Genomic DNA, 17,012 nt, shown 5'->3' on the forward strand with positions numbered 1-17,012 from the left:
AGCACCGCTCAAGCGGAGATGTCATGAAGATCAATGTCGAAGTGGATTGCACGCCGGAGGAAGCCCGGCGCTTCATGGGCCTGCCGGACCTGACACCGGTGCACGAAGCCTATGTCGCGCAGCTCGTCGACACCGTGAAGAACGGCGTCTCCTCCGAGGGGCTTGAGACGATGATGAAGAGTTGGGGTCCGATGAGCGACGCCGGCTTCAAACTGTGGCAGCAGATGCTCGAAGGGATGAGCGGCCGCGCCACGTGAAGGACACGATCTTCGCGCTGTCGAGCGGCGCGCCGCCCGCCGCGATCGCGGTTATACGGGTCAGCGGGGCGAAGGCACTTCGGGCCTTGGAACAGCTTGCGGGAGCGGCCCCGGCACCGCGAACCATGTCATTGAGAACCATACGAAATCCAGAGACAGGCGAGGTTCTGGATCGCGGACTCATTGCGGTCTTTCCGGCCGTGACATCGGTGACGGGCGAGCCGTTGGCCGAACTCCATCTTCACGGCAGCCGCGCGATTGTCGAGGCGGTCGAAAACGTTCTTGCCGGCATGGAGGGGGTGAGACGAGCAAGGGCTGGTGAATTCACGTGGAGAGCCTTCGAGAATGGCAGGATCGATCTGGTGCAGGTCGAAAGTCTGTCGGACCTCTTGCGCGCCGAAACCGAATCTCAGCGCCGCGCCGCAATGGCGGAGGAGGGGCTGAGCGGGGAGGTTGAGAGATGGCGGGGCGCCTTATTGCACCTGTCTGCGTTGGTTGAAGCCGCACTTGATCAATCGGACGAGGACGATGTCCCAACCGACCGAACCGAGATCGACCGGATCGGTTCGCGCCTGGCCGCCGTAATAGGTTCGATGCTTGACCGACCTGGAGCCGAGCGACTCTTCGATGGCATTCGGGTTGTGTTCGCCGGGCCTCCGAATTCGGGCAAGTCTACTCTGATCAACGCATTGTCTGGGCGAGAGGTCGCGATCACCTCGCCGATAGCCGGCACAACCCGCGACGTCATCGAGGCGCCGGTTAAGCTCGGAGGTGTGGCTTTCGTGCTGACCGATACTGCGGGCCTCCGCGCAGAAAGCGGCGACCCGATTGAGAGAATCGGGATTGAGCGCGCGCACCGCCGTATCGAGGAGGCGGACCTAGTCGTTTGGATGGACGATGGTCCACCCCCTCATGACGAGGCTGCCAAGGTCATCCGGATCTTTCCGCGCGCAGATGAGCGTCGCGTTCGCGCGAGTGCGGACGAGCTCCCTGTTTCCGCAGTAACGGGCGAGGGGCTTGCCGCATTGACTCATCTGCTCATTGAGCGCGGTCGGGCGTTATTGCCGCGCGAGGGCGAAGTCGCGCTCTCGCGGCGCCAACGTGAACATCTGAGCCGGTGCCATGCGAGCCTGGCCGAATTTCAAAACGAGTCTGATGAGCTGATCGCTGCTGAGCATCTGAGGCAGGCGCGGCAGGCGCTTGATGAGTTAACCGGACGCGCCGGTACTGAGGAGATGCTGGACGCACTGTTCGCCACCTTCTGCGTCGGCAAATAACGGTGTTCCACGTGGAACAGTTTGACATGCACGCCTCTCTGCGATTTGAGCGCGCGCCATGTACGACGTGATTGTCATCGGTGGGGGACATGCCGGCTGCGAGGCTGCGGCCGCGGCTGCGCGGATGGGCGCCGCGACTGCATTGGTCACATTCGATCGGCGCATGCTCGGCGCAATGTCGTGCAATCCAGCCTTCGGAGGCCTGGGCAAGGGGCATCTTGTCCGTGAGGTTGATGCGCTGGACGGTTTGATCGGCCGCGCCGCCGACGAGGCTGCCATCCATCACCGCATGCTCAATGCTTCAAAAGGAAGTGCGGTGCGCGGGCCGCGCGTGCAGGCAGATCGCAAGCTCTACCGTGCCGCGATCCAGAGGATGCTAGCCGATCAGCAGCGTCTCGACATTGTAGAGGGCGAAGCCGCATCCCTCCTTCTCGATGCGAGCCGGGTGGCCGGTGTCTCGTTTGCGGATGGGCGGCAGGTTCGTGCCAGGGCAGTCGTTCTCGCGACCGGTACGTTCCTCAATGGCCGAATGCATCGCGGCCTTGCGACTCAGATTGGGGGACGCGTTGGCGAGGCATCGTCGACGCGCCTCGGCGACCAGCTTCGCGCGCTCAGCCTTCCCATCGCTCGCCTCAAGACGGGAACGCCGCCGCGGCTTGATGGGCGCACGATCGATTGGGCGGGTCTCGACGCGCAGCCGTCGGACGATCTCGCTTGGACGATGTCATCGCTCACGTCGCGCCGGCGGAATCCTCAACTGTCCTGCTTCATCACCCGGACGACGGCATTGGCTCACGATGCGATCCGCGCATCTTTGCACGAATCGCCGCTGCATTCCGGGGCGATCGAGGGCAGGGGCCCCCGCTATTGTCCGTCGATCGAAGACAAGGTGCTGCGCTTCGGCGACCGCGATGGCCACCAGATCTTTCTGGAGCCCGAAGGTCTCGATGATCCGCTGATCTACCCGAACGGCATTTCCACTTCACTGCCGCTGCGGGCGCAGGAGCTATTCGTTCGGGCGATCCCGGGTCTCGAGCGGGTACAGATCGCCCAGCCGGGTTACGCGGTTGAATATGACTATATCGATCCGCGCGCGCTTGAGCCCAGCCTTGAGTTGCGAGCAGTGCGCGGGCTGTTCTTCGCCGGACAGATCAACGGCACGACCGGCTATGAGGAAGCGGCGGCCCAAGGTCTCGTCGCTGGCATCAATGCCGCACGCCTTGCCGGCGACCAAAGCCCCGTGATCCTCGACCGTGCCGACAGCTATATCGGTGTGATGATCGACGACCTGACACTGCAGGGAGTCACAGAACCCTATCGGATGCTGACGGCACGCGCGGAGTATCGCCTCCGCCTTCGTGCCGACAATGCGGCTGAGCGTTTGACGGGATTGGGCGAGACCGTTGGTTGCATCGGATCCGAACGGGCAGCTCATGCTCGAGCGCGGCGCGAGAAGCGCGACGAAATCGACGCTCTGCTGGCAAAGCCCCTTCGGGCACGCGAGGTGACGCCCGAGCTGCGCGATGATGGCCGCACTCGCTCGCTGGCCGAATGGCTGCGCTTTGGCGGCGTCGAGCGTGAGCACTTGATCGCCGCAGAACCTGCCCTCGCCGACGCGGACGCGGATCTACTCAACGTCGCAATCGATGATGCACGCTACGCTCCCTATCTCGAGCGGCAGGAGACGGAAGTGCGTGCGATCCGAGCGGCCGGGCGTGCGCCGATTCCAGGTAACATCGATTATCGCACTATTCCCGGCCTCTCGAACGAGATGGTCGAACGCCTTGAGGCAGCGCGGCCAGCCGACCTCGAAAGCGCCAGCCGCATCCGCGGCATTACTCCCGCTGCACTCGCAGTCATCCTGGCGCACACCCAGAAGCGTGCGGCGTGACCGAAGAAGAATCGCGCGATTGGATTGCGGAGCGATATGGGGCCGAAAAGCTCGGGCTGCTTGATCGTTACGTCGAACTGCTCCTCACCGCAAATCGCACCCAGAACCTCATAAGCAAGGCAACGGAACCTCAAATCTGGGCGCGTCACATCCTCGATTCCGCCCAGCTTCTTCGCTTCGCGCCGGAGGCTCGATCTTGGCTCGACGTTGGATCGGGGCCCGGTTTGCCAGGCATTGTCATCGCTATTCTCGCCGACGTGCCCACCATGTTGGTCGAGCCGCGGCGCAAGCGCGTCGAGTTCCTTGCAGATGTTGCGCACCGGCTTGGGCTCGCTCACATCCGCATCCGGCAAGCCGCCATAGCACAGGTGCGCGGCGAAAAGTTCGCGGCTGTTACCGCGCGGGCCTACGCAGCTTTGCCCGAGATCTTGCTGTCCACGCATCAACTCACAACTTCATCCACAATTTGGGTGTTGCCGAAGGGCCGAAGTGCGCAGGCCGAACTGGATGAAGCGCGTCAGGCATGGCAAGGTGTGTTCCACGTGGAACAGAGCCTGACCGACAACGATTCCCATATCATTGTCGCGACGGATGTAAGGCCGAGGTGAGCATGATCTGCGTAGCTGTGGCGAACCAGAAAGGCGGTGTGGGTAAGACCACAACCGCGATCAATGTCGCTACCGCTCTGGCGGCGATCGGCTGGCGCGTGCTGCTCGTCGATCTAGACCCGCAGGGCAATGCGTCTACCGGCCTCGGAATTCCTCAGTCTGCGCGCGAGGCAAACAGTTACGACCTGCTGACGGGACAGGTTTCACTCGAAGAGTGCGTAATCGGCTCCCGCGTGCCTCGCCTGGAGATCGTGCCGGCCACGGTCGACCTCTCGGGTGCCGAGATTGAGCTGGTCGATATGGAGCACCGCACCCATCGGCTGCGCAACGCGCTTCATGGCCGCAGCGCTTCACGGTGGGACATTTGTCTCATCGATTGCCCGCCATCGCTGGGGCTGCTCACGATCAACGCGATGGTCGCTGCAGACTCCCTGCTTGTGCCGCTGCAGTGCGAATTCTTCGCGCTGGAGGGATTGAGCCAGCTCCTGCAGACGATCGAGCGGATCCGCGCGCGGTTCAATCCCGGCCTCGCGATCCTAGGCGTTGCGCTGACGATGTACGATCGTCGCAACAACCTCACCGAGCAGGTCGCGCAGGATGTCCGCACCTGTCTCGGCGATGTCGTGTTTGCAACCGTGATCCCGCGGAACGTCCGCTTGTCGGAAGCGCCGAGCCACGGTGTGCCGGCCTTAATCTACGATCATCGCTGCTCCGGCTCCGAAGCCTATATGGCGCTCGCTCGTGAGCTGCTGGCCCGCCTTCCTCATCTGAAGAGAGCTGCATGACCGACGCTGGCGCCGCCCGCAAACGCCCGACCGGATTGGGTCGGGGGCTTTCCGCGCTTCTCGGGGAAGCCGGCCGGGAGGAGCCGATCGCACCGGCCGGTGACCGGTCGACCGGCGTCCGCTTCCTCGCAGTCTCCGAGCTCGAGCCGCACCCGGAACAGCCGCGTCGACATTTCGACGAGGACGCGTTGGACGAGCTTGCCCGCTCGATCGAAGCCCGCGGGCTGATCCAGCCGATCGTCGTTCGGCCGCACGAAGGTCGTTACCAGATCGTTGCCGGTGAGCGGCGTTGGCGCGCTGCCCAGCGCGCGCAACTGCATCAGGTCCCGGTCATCGTCCGCGAGTTCGACGAAGCGGAAACGCTGGAGCTGGCGCTGGTCGAGAACATCCAGCGCGAGGATCTGAACGCGATCGAAGAGGCCGAGGCCTATCGCAAGCTGATCGATCGCTTCGGCCACAGCCAGGAAGCGCTCGGGCGGATCGTCCATAAATCGCGCAGCCACATTGCCAACCTGTTGAGATTGCTCGATCTTCCGGCGGCCGTGCGCACAATGGTCGCCGACACGCGGCTGTCGATGGGCCATGCCCGGGCGCTGATCACAGCGATCGATCCGGAAGGTCTGGCCAACCAGGTCGTCGAGCGCGGTCTGTCGGTGCGCGAAACAGAGCGGCTGGCGCAAGGTGCTCGCCCGGCTGCGTCGCGGGCAGCGTCGGTTCCCCGAGAACGCGATGCCGACGTCGCTGCGCTGGAACGGCAACTCGGCGACATTCTGGGTCTCAAGGTCAAGATCGCCTACGCCAAAGGAACCGGATCGGTCACCCTGGGCTTCTCGAGCCTCGATCAGCTCGACCTGATTTGCCAGCGTTTGACCGGCGAGCGTATCTAAGCGCCGATAAAAGCACGTCTTTTCCCCCATCGAAAGCTGAACGCGCGCTAACAGGCGCATTCAGGCTCATCTCACGCGACTCGGTTCATAAGCACTCCCAAGACGCGGGAATCCGCGGGCGAAGGAGACGAACCATGATGAAGAAGATCGGACTGATCGGTGCGGCGCTGGCGACTGTTGCTGGCGCGACCGTCGCGGCAACTCCGGCCAATGCGCAGTATTATGGCGGCGGCTACAGCCGCGGCTATTACGGCAACAATGGCTATTATGGTCGGGGCGGCTACGGCAACGGCTATTATGGCAACAATTATTACGGCAGCCGCTATGGCAATGGCTATTACGGCCGCGGCTATAACAACGGCTACTATAGCGGCCGGTCCTATTATGGCCGCAACAGCTATGCCTATCGTTGCGGCGGCAGCGGCACGACCGGCGCGATCGCCGGCGCGGTTGCCGGCGGCCTGCTCGGCAGCGCGGTCGTCGGGCGTCACGGCAGCAACACCGCGGGCGCCCTGATCGGCGGCGGCCTGGGCGCGCTGCTCGGCCAGCAGATCGAGCGTAACGGCCGCTGCTACTAAGCCAAAGCCAGCTTTCCCCTCCGGTGGCTTAACGAGGGGACGGAGGCCGGGGCGGCGACGCTCCGGCCTTTTGTATGCCTGCCTAGCCGGTGAAGTCCCGGAAGCCGCGGTACATCAGCGTGATCGAGACGCGGCGATTGCGCGGATCGGCCGGGTTCTTCTCGATATAGGGGTCGCGATCGGCGACGCCTTCGATCCGCTCGAACCGTCGCTCGACGATGCCGCCCATTGCCAGCTTGCGCCGCGTCGCCTCGGCGCGGCCGCTCGACAGCATCCAGTTGTTCATCGTCCGCGGATCGCCATAGCCAAGGCTATCGGTGTGACCGCGAATCGAGATCTGGTTGGGCATCGACGAGACCGCTTTGGCGACCGTGTCGATCAGCCCGGCCGCATCGGGATTGAGCGCAGTCGTGCCCAGCGCGAACATCGAATAATCCGCGTCGTCGACCAGATCGATGCGCAGCCCATCGCGGGTCGGCGTAAAGCGCACATGATTGGCCAGCTTCTTCAGTGCCTGATTGGTCGCGAGCTGACGCGAAAGCTGCAACCGGACACGCGAGAAATTCTGCATGTCCTCGGCGCGAAGCTTATTGCCCGCAGGGGTTTTGAGCGAACCTTCCGGTCCGCTGCCGACCTGCGGTCCACCTTCCGCGCCGACCGGAATGGTCATCGCGCGCGTGCCCGTCTGCGAGGCCTTGAACGGGTAATTGTCCTTGTCCGTCAATGACGAGCCACCGAGCAGGCCATTCGAGCCCGCGCTGTTCTGGCGGTATTCCACCAGCGTCGGCGTGAAATAATCGGCGATCGACTTGCGCTGTTTCTCGGTGGTCGCGCCCAGCAGCCACATCAGCAGGAAGAAGGCCATCATCGCGGTCACGAAATCGGCATAGGCGACTTTCCAGGCGCCGCCGTGATGCCCGCCATGATCGTCGCCGACGATTTTCTTGACGATGATACGCGGCGGCTCGTTGGAGCCAGCGCGCGCGGGGACAGTGACGCGCTTCGCCATGCTACTTGCCGCGCAGGCCGTCGAACACTTCGGCGAAGCTCGGCTGCTTCGCATGGATGATGCCGGAACGCGCCGCTTCGATCACCAGCGGCTGCGGGTGGCCATGGAGCGACGCGATGATGATCTGCTTGATGGTCTGATAGATGGCGGCGTCTTCCTCCATCACGGCCTTCAGCCGCGTGGCGAGGGGGCCGACCATGCCATAGGCGAGCAGCACGCCCAGAAAGGTGCCGACCAGCGCCGAGCCGATCATCGCACCCAGAATCGCCGGCGGCTTGTCGATCGAGCCCATCGTCTTCACGACGCCGAGCACTGCCGCGACGATGCCGAGCGCGGGAAGAGCATCGGCGAGGCTCTGGAGCTGGTTCGCCGGCCCCATCGCTTCGTGATGGTGCGTCTTGATGCTGTTATCGACGACTTCCTCGACCGCATGCACGTCGAGCGTGCCCGACGAAACCACGACCAACCGCAACGTGTCGGCGATCAGATGGACCAGCGTCGTGTCCTTCAGCAGCTTCGGATACTCGGCGAAGACCGCGCTGGACTTGGGGTCCTCGACATGCGGCTCGAGCGCGATGGGTCCTTCGACGCGCAGCATCTTCATCAGCCGCGAGACCAGGAAGATGACGTCGAGGAAGTCCTTTTTGGTGTAGCTCGGTCCCTTGAAGGCTTTCCCCAGTCCCGCGCCGAGCGCCTTCAATTGCTTGCCGTTGTTGCCGATGATCAGCGCGCCGACAGCCGCGCCGCCGATGATGATCATCTCGTGCGGCAGGGCTTCCAGCACCGGTCCCAGCGCGCCGCCCGTGAAGACGAAGCCGCCGAACACCATGCCCAGGAGAACGACAAGACCGATCGCTGGAAACATCGGGCTTACGCCGCCTCCTTAAAAGCCACCTCGCGGATACGCCCGCGCACATGAGGTAAGACGGCCGATGTTCCCGAAACTTGAGGAACAATGTTGGTTAAAAACGCGGTAATCCGCGATTTTTCGGCGTGTTAGTTGATGTAGTCGAACAGGCTGAGCTGGCTGAGCTTCGAGAAGCTCGCCTGGGTCGCCTGCAGCGTCAGCATCGTCTTCTGCAGGTCGGTCACCGCCGCCTGCACGTCGACGCCTTCGAGATTGCCGCGATCGATCTGATAATCGTTGGCGGCCTGCGAAAGCCGCTCGGATTCGATGTCGAGCCGGGCGCCGCGGGCACCGATCGAGGCGCGGGCGGTGTTCACGCGTTCGAGTGCGTTCTTCAGGCCATCGCTGGCATCGGCCAGCGCCTGCTGGCGCGCGGCGGGCGTCGCGCTGCCGCCGACATCGAGCGCGGCGGCGAGATCGCCGACGATCTGGAACACGTCCTTGGTGCCGGCTCCGGCCTGGATGTTGCCGAAGATGCGCGCGCCGCTGTCGGTCGCCTGCACGTTGACGCCGTTGCCGATCGGGATCGGCGGCGCTTCGCCTTCGCCGGCATAGCTGATCGTGCCATCGGCCGCGCGGGTATAGGCCGCCCCGCTGCCGCTGCCGCCGAACAACGCGGTGCCGCGCACGTCCGTGGTGTTGGCGGTCGAATAGAGATTGTCGACGATCGACTTGAGCTCGGCTGCGAGCGCGGCGCGGTTGTCGTCGTTCAGCGTGTCGCTGCCGGCGCGGACCAGCAATTCCTGGGCGCGCTGCAGATCGTTTGCCACGCTCTCCAGCGCGGTGTCGCCCTGGCCGAGCAGCGACTGGGCGAGCTTGACGTTGCTGGCCGACTGGGTGTCGTTCGACGCGCCCGTCGCCATCCGCGCGAGCCGGGCCGAGACGACGGGATCGTCCGACGGCGTCAGGATGCGCTTGCCGGTCGAGATCTGCTCCTGGATCTTGGAGGCAAGACCCGACAGGTCGGCCATTTGCCGATTGCGCGAGTCGAAGAAATAGGCCGTGCCGATCTTCATGACTTACCTCACCGCGTCGAGGATCGACTGGAAGATCTCGCGCGAGACCTGGATCACGCGGCTCGACGCCGCATAGGCCTGCTGGAACTTCATCAGGTCGACCGCTTCCTGGTCGAGATTGACGCCGGTCACCGCGTCGCGCGCGGCGGTCGCGCCTTCCAGGATCGCGTTCTGCGCATCCTGCACTTGCCGCTTGGCCGAGAGCGCCGAGGCATTGGACGAGACCATCTCGTTCGCCGTGCTCTCGAACGCGCCGCTGGTGCGGAGCGCAGCCAGCGCATCGAGATTGCCGTTGTCACGGCTGCCGGGCTTGGTCGCCGAGATGGTGAAGCTGTCGCCATCGGCCGGCGAGCCGCTGACCGTGATGTCGAGGCCGGCGAGGGTGACTGGTGTGCCCGGGGTGTAGGGCGCGGTGCCGATCACGCTGTTGGTGACCGGATCGGTCGCGGTCAGCACGCCGCCGCTAATTGTGTATTTCGTGGAAGTAAGCGGGGTGCCGTTGGTCTGGGAGACCAGCGCGCCGCTGCCGGTGTTGGAGGCTCCGTTGCCGACCGTCCAGGCCCGGGCCGCGGCGACCTGCCGGACCGACAGCGCGTTGACAGAAATCGTTCCATTTCCGGCACTTGCGTCGAAAATCGCAGCGCCGGGATTGCCGTCGAGATCGACGCCTTGGGCCTGGACCTGATTGACGCCGGTGGCGAGCGAAGAGGCGAGGTCGGTGAGCTGCTGCCGGAGATCGGCGACGCGCGTCGAGGCTTCGCCAAAGCCGGCGATCGAGCCGCCGCGCAGCACGACGGCCTGGGGCGTGACGTTTGGGTCGAGCGTCAGCGCCATCGTGCCGGCCGCGTTGAACGACACGTCGAGCGGCTTGGTGTCGAGGCCGTCGACCAGCACCGGACCGTTTACGTCGTTGAACTTGACGGTGGCGACGCCGCGTTCGTCGGTCTTGACGCTGATCGATGCGAGCTGGCTGATCTGATCGATCAGATTGTCGCGCTGATCCATCAATTGCTGCTGCTCGTTGCTGCCGTCGCGGGCCTTGACCAGGCCCTTGTTGGCTTCGACCAGGGCGGTGGCGAGACCGTTCAATTGATCGACCGCGAGCTTGGCCGAGGCGCGCAGGTCGGTGTCGATCGAGGCAAGCCCGTTGGCTGAGGTCGAGAAGGCCGCGGACACGCCATAGGCAGCATCCAGGAACGCGGCGCGCGGGGCCGAGCCGGTCGGATCGGCGGCGATTGCCTGGCCCGCATTGAAGAATTTGGTCATCGCCGTCGAAATGCCGGCGGTGTCGAGGGTCTTTTCGACGCGGTCGAGCCACACGATCGTGGAGCCGGTGCGGCCCGACTCAGCGGTGGCGTTCCGCATATCGGCCGCCTTGAACGCATCCCATTCGCGGCTGACGGTGTTGGCGGCGACGCCCGAGCCGACCGACGTGTTCGAAAGCAGGATGTAGCGCCCGGCGCCGCCCGAAATCTCGGTCAGGTTCGCTTCGCGGCGGACATAGCCCTTGGTGCTCGCGTTCGCGATATTCTCGCCAACGACGTTCAGCGCCGTTTGATAGGCGCGCACACCGGTCGAGCCGATCGAGAGCAGGTCGCTCATTTGGCTTCTCCGCCTTTCGCGCTCGCGTCTCCGCCCTTCAGCTCAGGCCGGTTCTTGGCGAGGAAATCGGTCAAGGCCTTGCCGATCCCCATCGGTGTATGGAGCGCTATGGTTTCCGAAAGCTTAGCGTCCTGCATGTCGCGGAACTGATCGCCGGCATCGCTGTCGAACAGACCGTCGTCCAGCTTCGCCGCGCGCGCGGATTTCAGCATCTGGTTGATGAACACGGCCTCGAACTGGGCCGCGGCCTTGGCCAGATTGTCCTTTGTCGCCAGCCGACTGGTGTCGGTGGCGACGCTGGGACTGCTGGTGATCGGTGATGCCAGAGGCGGGATCGTGGTCACAGGACGATCAACTCCGCTTTCAGGGCGCCAGCTTCCTTCAGCGCCTCCAGGATGGCGACCAGGTCGGCCGGCGTTGCGCCGATATTGTTCACCGCTTTCACGATGTCGGCGAGCTTGGGGCCGGGATCGAGCAGGAACATCGGGTTCGCCTTTTCCTCGACCTGGACGTTGCTCTGCTGCTCGATGGCTGTGACACCGTTGGACAGCGGCGCGGGCTGAACCACACGCGGCGCTTCGTCGATGCGGACGGTCAGGCGGCCGTGCGTCACCGCGGCCGGGCCGACGCGGACCGCCGAGTTGATGACGACGGTGCCGGTGCGGGCGTTGACGATCACTTTCGCCGGCGGCTCGGCCGAGACGACGGTGAGGTTCTCGACATCGCTCATCAGCGCGGTGCGGACTTCGGCGCCCTGCGGCGCCTTGATCGCGATCGACACGCCGTCGAGCGTGCGGGCGGTGCCCGTGCCGAATCGCTTGTTGATCGCCTCGGCGACGCGCTCCGACGTGGTGAAGTCGGACTTTTGCAGATTGAAGCGCAGCTCGTCGCTGGTCGCAAAGCCGGTCTCGACCGCGCGCTCAACCGTAGCGCCGTCGGGAATGCGGCCGGTCGAAGGGACGTTGACGGTGAGCTTCGACCCGTCCGCGCCTTCGACGCCGAGACCGCCGACCGCGAGCGCGCCCTGCGCCATCGCGTAGATCTGTCCGTCCGCGCCCTGGAGCGGGACCATCAGCAAGCTGCCGCCGCGCAAGGATTTCGCCTTGCCGATCGCGGCGACGGTCACGTCGATCCGCTGGCCGGGTTTGGAGAAGGCAGGCAGTTCGGCCGTCACCATCACCGCCGCCGCATTCTTCAGGCCCGGATTGACGCCGGCCGGCAGGTTGAGTCCGAAGCGCGAGGTCACGCCCTTCATCGACTGGACGGTATATTCCAGATTGTCGTCGCCGGTGCCGGCCAGGCCTACCACGATGCCGTAGCCGACCAGCTGGTTCGGGCGCACGCCGGCAAAGGCGCCAAGGTCCTTGATCCGCTCGGCGGAGACAGGCGCGGCGATCAGCGCCAATGCGACACAAAGCGCCTGCACCAAAAGCGTCCATCCCGAGCGAAGTCGAGGGACGTACTGATCTGCCGCACCGAGGAAAGTGCGTGTCTCGACTTCGCTCGACATGGACGGGTTTTTTCTGTTCTGCCGCATGTGGAATCCTAGAAAGGGCTGACCAGCGAGAAGAAGCGCTGCAGCCAGCCGGGCCGGCTCTGCCGCTGCAGGTCGCCGCGGCCGGTGTAAGTGATCTTCGCATCCGCCACGCGGGTGGAAAGGACGCGATTGTCGAAATCGATGTCGGCGATCCGGACAAGGCCCTGGATCTGGACATATTCGTCGCCGCGATTGAGCCGAAGCTGCTTTTCGCCGCGCACCAGCATCGTGCCGTTCGGATAGACCTGCGCCACGGTGACGCTGATTTCGCCGGTCAGGCTGTTCGACTGGCTGGCGCTGCCATTGCCCTTGAACGCCTGCGTGCCGCTCGCCGACGCGTCGGTCGGGTTGAACAGCGACAGCGCGCCGGTCGAGGGCGGGGTCAGGCCGATATTGCCGTCGCGGCCGGATTTGGACGCGACATCCTTCTGCGCGCTCATCCGTTCGGCGAGCACGATCGTCAGCGGATCGCCGACCCGGCGCGCACGCGGACCTTCGTACAGCGCTGCATAGCCGCCCGACGCCTGGAAGATTGCGCCGTTTGCCGGCGGCGGAGGAACCTGGACCGGAGCAACCGGCGCGAAATCGACCTTCGGCGCCTTCTTGGCGAGGGCGGGCGAGGCGATGAGCGCCAGCGCGATCAGCGCAGCCTTAGAGATTCTGGTTGGCATATTGCAGCATCTGGTCGGTGGCCGAGATCATCTTCGAATTGACCTCGTAGGCGCGCTGCGTCTCGATCATGTCGACCATTTCCTCGACGACATTGACGTTCGAGCCTTCGAGCATGCCCTGGCGGATCGAGCCGCGGCCTTCGATACCGGCGACGCCGACCTGGGGCGCACCGCTTGCGGCGGTCTCGGTCAGATAGTTGCCGCTCTGCGGCGCAAGGCCGGCCGAGTTGGCGAAGGTCGCGAGCGTGATCTGGCCGATCTGGGTCGGCGCCGTCTGGCCGGCGACGGTTGCGGAGACCGTGCCGTCCGAGCCGATCGTGATCGACGTCGCGCCTTGCGGGATCGTGATGCCGGGCTGCACCTGATAGCCTTCCGACGTCACCATCAGGCCTTCGGGCGAGCGGGAGAAATTGCCCGCGCGGGTGTAGCCGATCTGGCCGCCCGGCATCTGCACCTGGAAGAAGCCGTCGCCGTCGAGCGCCAGATCGAGCGAGTTGCCGGTGGTCTGGAGCGACCCCTGCGTGTCGATCTTGGCCGTGCCCTGCACGCGCACGCCGGTGCCGAGATTGAGCCCGGTCGCGTACTTCGTTTCCGACGTGCTCGGCGCGCCATTGGCCGTGATCGTCTGATAGGCGAGCGTCTCGAACGCGGCGCGGTCGCGCTTGAACCCGGTCGTGTTGACGTTCGCCAGGTTGTTCGAGATCACGCGCATCCGCTCGTTCTGAGCGTCGAGGCCCGTGCGGGCGATGTGCATCGCTGCGCTGGTCATTTCATTGGTCCTTTCACGGCATCCGCATCAGAGATGCGCCGCCATCGTCCATGTCCTTGGCGGAGGAGAGCATTTTGGCCTGGATTTCGTAGGAGCGCTGATTCTCGATCATCCGGATCAGCATCTCGGTCATGTTGACGTTCGACTGCTCGAGCGAGCCGGATTTGACTGTGGCGTCCAGATTGGCGGGAAGCGTGCCGCCGTCCTTGACGCGCAGCAGGTTGTCCAGGCCCTTGACGGTGGTGCTGCCCTTCGGATCGACCAGCTTCAGCCGGTCGATCGCCTGCGGCTTGTCGAGATCGCCGCCCGGCGGGACCACGAGGACGGAGCCGTCCGGGCCGATCGTCACCTTGGCGGCAGGCGGCAAGGTGATCGGCCCGCTATTGCCGATCACCGGAAAACCGTCGCCGGTCTGCAGCACGCCCGAAGGCGCGATCGTGAGGTCGCCGCGGCGGGTATAGGCTTCTTCGCCGTCGCCTGCCTGCACCGCCATCCACGCGTCGCCGTCGATCGCGACGTCGAGGTCGCGGCCGGTGGAGAGCACGGCGCCGCCCTTGCGGTCGGCATCGACGACTTCCTCGGACGTGAGCGCGCGGGAGTCGAAGCCGGTGCCTTTGAGCGCGAGCTGCTCGAAGTTGAACGTGTCGGCGCGGAAGCCGATCGTCGAGCCGTTCGCCAGGTTGTTGGCGATCGCGGCCTGCGCGGACATGCGCCCGCGCAGACCCGAATATGCGGTGTAGACCAGCCTATCCATCGATCGCCTCTAGCCCTGCCTCTGGATCAGCTACGGATGTTGATGATGGTCTGGCTGAGCTGGGTCTCGGTATCGATCGCCTTCGCATTCGCCTGGAAGTTGCGCTGCGCGGCGATGAGGCCGACCAGTTCCTCGGTGATGTCGACGTTCGAACGCTCGATCGCGCCGGCCATGATGTTGCCATAGCCGCCTTCGCCGGCCTGGCCGGGAGTCGCGTCGCCGGAGAGGCCCGAGACCGACCAATAGCTGTTGCCGATCTGGCGCAAGCCTTGAGGGTTGGCGAACTGGGCGAGCACGACCTTGCCGAGCGCCTGGTTGGTGCCGTTCGAGAAGCTCGCCTTGACCAGGCCGCTGGAGTCGACGGTCACGCCCTGAAGCTGGCCGATCGGCTCGCCGTCCTGGCTCTGCGCGATGATCGAGAAGGCGGCCGGGCGCTGGGTGGTGGCGATCGAGAAATCGACCGTCATGTCCTGCGGCGCCGCGTTCGGCGGGGTGAAGGTCGCGTACTGGGTCGGGCCGGCCGGCGTTTGCAGCACGCCGTTCGAGTCGAACGTCATGTCCAGCGCCACGGGCGGCGTCGGCTGAGTGGGGTCGGCCGAGATCTGCTGGCCGCCGACGAACGAATACACTTTCCAGGTGCTGTTCGTGTTGGTGCCGCCCGGCGCCGTTTCACGGACATAATAGTTGGTCAGCGTGTTCGGATTGCCGACCGAGTCGTAGATGACGGTCGACGAGGCGTAGTTGTAGGTGTTCGGGTCGAAGCGGCTGAACGCATAGGGGCTCGCCGCCGTCCAGCGCGGGTCGGCCGACGGGATCGACGCGTTCGCAGAGAGGTTCACCGACACTTTGGCCGCAGACGTTGCTTTCGGCGTGCCGCTGGTCTGCGGCAGGCGGAGGCTGACGGTATCGTCGAGGCCGGTCGCGACAACTGTGCCGCTGCCGTCCACCGGGAAGACCTGCACGGTCGCGCCCTGCGAGTCGACGACGAAGCGGTCGGCCGAGACGGAGAAGGCGCCGTTGCGGGTGAAGGCGAGCTCGGTGGTGTTCGGGTTCGGCTTCACCACGAAAAAGCCCTCGCCGCTGATCGCGAGATCGAGCGACGATTGCGACTGCTGCAGGCCGCCCTGGGCGAACTGCTGGCGAATGCTCTTCACGTAGGAGCCGGAGCCGATCAGCTGGTTCGGGCTCTTGGTCGTCGTCGAGGCGATGACGTCGCCGAACTCGACGCGGCTGCGCTTGAAGCCATTGGTGCCGACGTTCGCCAGGTTGTGCGAGATCGTCGCCAGCTCGGTCTGCGACCCCTGAAGGCCCGAAAGAGAGGTGTAGAACGACATGAACTTACTCCTACGTAATCTGTTCAGCCGACCTGGCGGACGGCGGAGAGGGGTTTGGTGCCCAGACCAGCCAGGTTCAGGGTCGGCGCGGTGCCGTCCGAACCCAGGCTGACCGAGGTGACCGGCGCCCAGACATTGACGGGTGAAGCAACTCGCGTGCCATTTCTGAGCACGCTTGCCGCGATCTTGTACGGGCCGGCGGGCGCAGCGCCGCCGCTGTCGGTCTTGCCGTCCCAGTCGATCGCCATGTCGCCTGTGCCCTGCGATCCGTAATTGATCGTGCGCAGCAGGTTGCCGGCGCTGTCGCTGATCTGGACCTGGACGTCGTCCGCGCTCTCGGAGAGCGGCAGCACCGCATTCAGCGAGCCGTCCTGATTGGGGAAAGCGGTGTCGCCTTCGATCAGCACGGTCTTGCCGACATAGGAGATCGCCTGCGCGGCGTTCGCATTGCTGAGCTGGGCCGCGACGCTCTTCAGCGTCGTGTTCATCTCGGAGATGCCGGCGACGCTGGAGAACTGCGCCATCTGCGCGACCATGTTCTCGTTCTTCACAGGATCGAACGGATCCTGGTTCTTCAGCTGCTCGGTGAGCAGCTTCAGGAACGAGTCCTGGCCCAGCGTGTTCGCTTCCTGCTCCGTCTGCACCTTGGGGGTGCTGGCGACGCCGGTGCGCGAAATGCCGAGCTTGGCGAGCGTGTCGTCGAAACTGGTGGATACGTCCGTCATTTGCCGAGCCTCAAGGTATCGAGGATGAGGCTCTTCGCGGTCTGAAGAACCTCGACATTGTTTTTGTAGGCGCGGGCGGTCTCCAGCATGTCGACCATCTCGCGGCTCTCGTCGACCGCCGATTCGAAGACGTCGCCATTGGCGTCCGCCATCGGGTGGTTGGGATCGTAGCGCTTGGTGGGGGCGGGGCCGGCGGTGACGACCTGTTTGACGTCGACCGTGGCGAGCCCGCTCGCCTTGTCGTAGCTCGTCTGGAACACCGGCTTCATCGACCTGTAGGCGGCCGCCTCGCTGCCCGCGACGCCGCCGGCGTTCGCAAGGTTGGACGCCGTGGTGTTCATGCGCACGAGCTGCGCGGACATCGCGCGGCCGGCGACGTCGAAGATGGTCAAGGGTTGCGCCATG

General features: G+C 64.9%; 19 protein-coding genes. 7 read left to right on the top strand and 12 right to left on the bottom strand.

The features are described from left to right. Positions 1 to 23: 23 nt before the first annotated feature. The 7 genes from ACFSCW_RS00235 (at position 24) to ACFSCW_RS00265 (ending at position 6,283) form a co-directional block, all read left to right on the top strand. Positions 24 to 257: a DUF6489 family protein gene (locus tag ACFSCW_RS00235; RefSeq protein ID WP_380885693.1), complete on the top strand. Its 234-nt coding sequence runs from the start codon at positions 24 to 26 to the stop codon at positions 255 to 257. Next, complete coding sequence (gene mnmE / locus ACFSCW_RS00240) at positions 254 to 1,534, top strand: tRNA uridine-5-carboxymethylaminomethyl(34) synthesis GTPase MnmE (RefSeq protein WP_380885695.1); 1,281 nt, start codon at positions 254 to 256, stop codon at positions 1,532 to 1,534. The genes ACFSCW_RS00235 and mnmE overlap by 4 nt, the downstream gene beginning before the upstream one ends. A gap of 58 nt (positions 1,535 to 1,592) precedes the next feature. Beyond that, on the top strand, positions 1,593 to 3,425 hold the full coding sequence (gene mnmG / locus ACFSCW_RS00245; protein ID WP_380885696.1) for a tRNA uridine-5-carboxymethylaminomethyl(34) synthesis enzyme MnmG: 1,833 nt from the start codon (positions 1,593 to 1,595) through the stop codon (positions 3,423 to 3,425). Continuing rightward, on the top strand, positions 3,422 to 4,033 hold the full coding sequence (gene rsmG / locus ACFSCW_RS00250) for a 16S rRNA (guanine(527)-N(7))-methyltransferase RsmG (RefSeq protein ID WP_380885698.1): 612 nt from the start codon (positions 3,422 to 3,424) through the stop codon (positions 4,031 to 4,033). Before mnmG ends, rsmG begins: the two co-directional genes overlap by 4 nt. Positions 4,034 to 4,035: 2 nt before the next feature. Further along, positions 4,036 to 4,818, top strand: coding sequence for a ParA family protein (locus ACFSCW_RS00255; RefSeq protein WP_380889957.1), 783 nt, complete (start codon positions 4,036 to 4,038; stop codon positions 4,816 to 4,818). Further along, entirely contained in the window at positions 4,815 to 5,705 is an 891-nt protein-coding gene (locus ACFSCW_RS00260) for a ParB/RepB/Spo0J family partition protein (RefSeq protein WP_380885700.1), read from the top strand. The genes ACFSCW_RS00255 and ACFSCW_RS00260 overlap by 4 nt, the downstream gene beginning before the upstream one ends. 134 nt (positions 5,706 to 5,839) lie before the next feature. Further along, on the top strand, positions 5,840 to 6,283 hold the full coding sequence (locus tag ACFSCW_RS00265) for a glycine zipper 2TM domain-containing protein (protein WP_380885702.1): 444 nt from the start codon (positions 5,840 to 5,842) through the stop codon (positions 6,281 to 6,283). 82 nt (positions 6,284 to 6,365) lie between these two features. On the opposite strand, the gene ACFSCW_RS00270 is transcribed toward ACFSCW_RS00265, so the two are convergent. The 12 genes from ACFSCW_RS00270 to flgC form a co-directional block, all read right to left on the bottom strand. Beyond that, the gene (locus tag ACFSCW_RS00270) at positions 6,366 to 7,292 is read right to left on the bottom strand and encodes a flagellar motor protein MotB (RefSeq protein ID WP_380885704.1); all 927 of its coding nucleotides are present in this window, start codon (positions 7,290 to 7,292) and stop codon (positions 6,366 to 6,368) included. 1 nt (position 7,293) lies between these two features. Next, entirely contained in the window at positions 7,294 to 8,157 is an 864-nt protein-coding gene (gene motA, locus ACFSCW_RS00275; protein WP_380885706.1) for a flagellar motor stator protein MotA, read from the bottom strand. Positions 8,158 to 8,288: 131 nt separating this feature from the next. Beyond that, positions 8,289 to 9,215 (bottom strand): flagellar hook-associated protein FlgL, encoded by a 927-nt coding sequence (gene flgL, locus ACFSCW_RS00280; protein WP_380885708.1) that lies wholly within the window; start codon positions 9,213 to 9,215, stop codon positions 8,289 to 8,291. Between the two features lie 3 nt (positions 9,216 to 9,218). After that, positions 9,219 to 10,817 carry a flagellar hook-associated protein FlgK gene (locus tag ACFSCW_RS00285; protein ID WP_380885710.1) on the bottom strand — a complete coding sequence of 533 codons (1,599 nt, stop codon included), beginning with the start codon at positions 10,815 to 10,817 and terminating at the stop codon, positions 9,219 to 9,221. Continuing rightward, on the bottom strand, positions 10,814 to 11,161 hold the full coding sequence (locus ACFSCW_RS00290; RefSeq protein WP_380885712.1) for a rod-binding protein: 348 nt from the start codon (positions 11,159 to 11,161) through the stop codon (positions 10,814 to 10,816). Before ACFSCW_RS00290 ends, ACFSCW_RS00285 begins: the two co-directional genes overlap by 4 nt. Continuing rightward, complete coding sequence (locus ACFSCW_RS00295; RefSeq protein ID WP_380885714.1) at positions 11,158 to 12,354, bottom strand: flagellar basal body P-ring protein FlgI; 1,197 nt, start codon at positions 12,352 to 12,354, stop codon at positions 11,158 to 11,160. Before ACFSCW_RS00295 ends, ACFSCW_RS00290 begins: the two co-directional genes overlap by 4 nt. A gap of 8 nt (positions 12,355 to 12,362) precedes the next feature. Continuing rightward, positions 12,363 to 13,025 carry a flagellar basal body L-ring protein FlgH gene (locus ACFSCW_RS00300; protein ID WP_380885716.1) on the bottom strand — a complete coding sequence of 221 codons (663 nt, stop codon included), beginning with the start codon at positions 13,023 to 13,025 and terminating at the stop codon, positions 12,363 to 12,365. Then, positions 13,006 to 13,794, bottom strand: coding sequence for a flagellar basal-body rod protein FlgG (flgG, locus tag ACFSCW_RS00305; protein ID WP_380885718.1), 789 nt, complete (start codon positions 13,792 to 13,794; stop codon positions 13,006 to 13,008). Before flgG ends, ACFSCW_RS00300 begins: the two co-directional genes overlap by 20 nt. A gap of 13 nt (positions 13,795 to 13,807) precedes the next feature. Then, positions 13,808 to 14,548 carry a flagellar basal body rod protein FlgF gene (locus ACFSCW_RS00310; RefSeq protein WP_380885720.1) on the bottom strand — a complete coding sequence of 247 codons (741 nt, stop codon included), beginning with the start codon at positions 14,546 to 14,548 and terminating at the stop codon, positions 13,808 to 13,810. Positions 14,549 to 14,574: 26 nt separating this feature from the next. Beyond that, positions 14,575 to 15,882 carry a flagellar hook protein FlgE gene (locus ACFSCW_RS00315; RefSeq protein ID WP_380885722.1) on the bottom strand — a complete coding sequence of 436 codons (1,308 nt, stop codon included), beginning with the start codon at positions 15,880 to 15,882 and terminating at the stop codon, positions 14,575 to 14,577. A 23-nt stretch (positions 15,883 to 15,905) separates the two neighbouring features. Beyond that, positions 15,906 to 16,607 (bottom strand): flagellar hook assembly protein FlgD, encoded by a 702-nt coding sequence (locus ACFSCW_RS00320; RefSeq protein WP_380885724.1) that lies wholly within the window; start codon positions 16,605 to 16,607, stop codon positions 15,906 to 15,908. Further along, positions 16,604 to 17,011 (bottom strand): flagellar basal body rod protein FlgC, encoded by a 408-nt coding sequence (flgC, locus tag ACFSCW_RS00325; protein ID WP_380885726.1) that lies wholly within the window; start codon positions 17,009 to 17,011, stop codon positions 16,604 to 16,606. The genes ACFSCW_RS00320 and flgC overlap by 4 nt, the downstream gene beginning before the upstream one ends. Position 17,012: the final 1 nt, after the last annotated feature.

Source organism: Sphingomonas tabacisoli (assembly GCF_042678385.1).
GTDB classification, from domain to species: domain Bacteria; phylum Pseudomonadota; class Alphaproteobacteria; order Sphingomonadales; family Sphingomonadaceae; genus Sphingomonas_B; species Sphingomonas_B tabacisoli.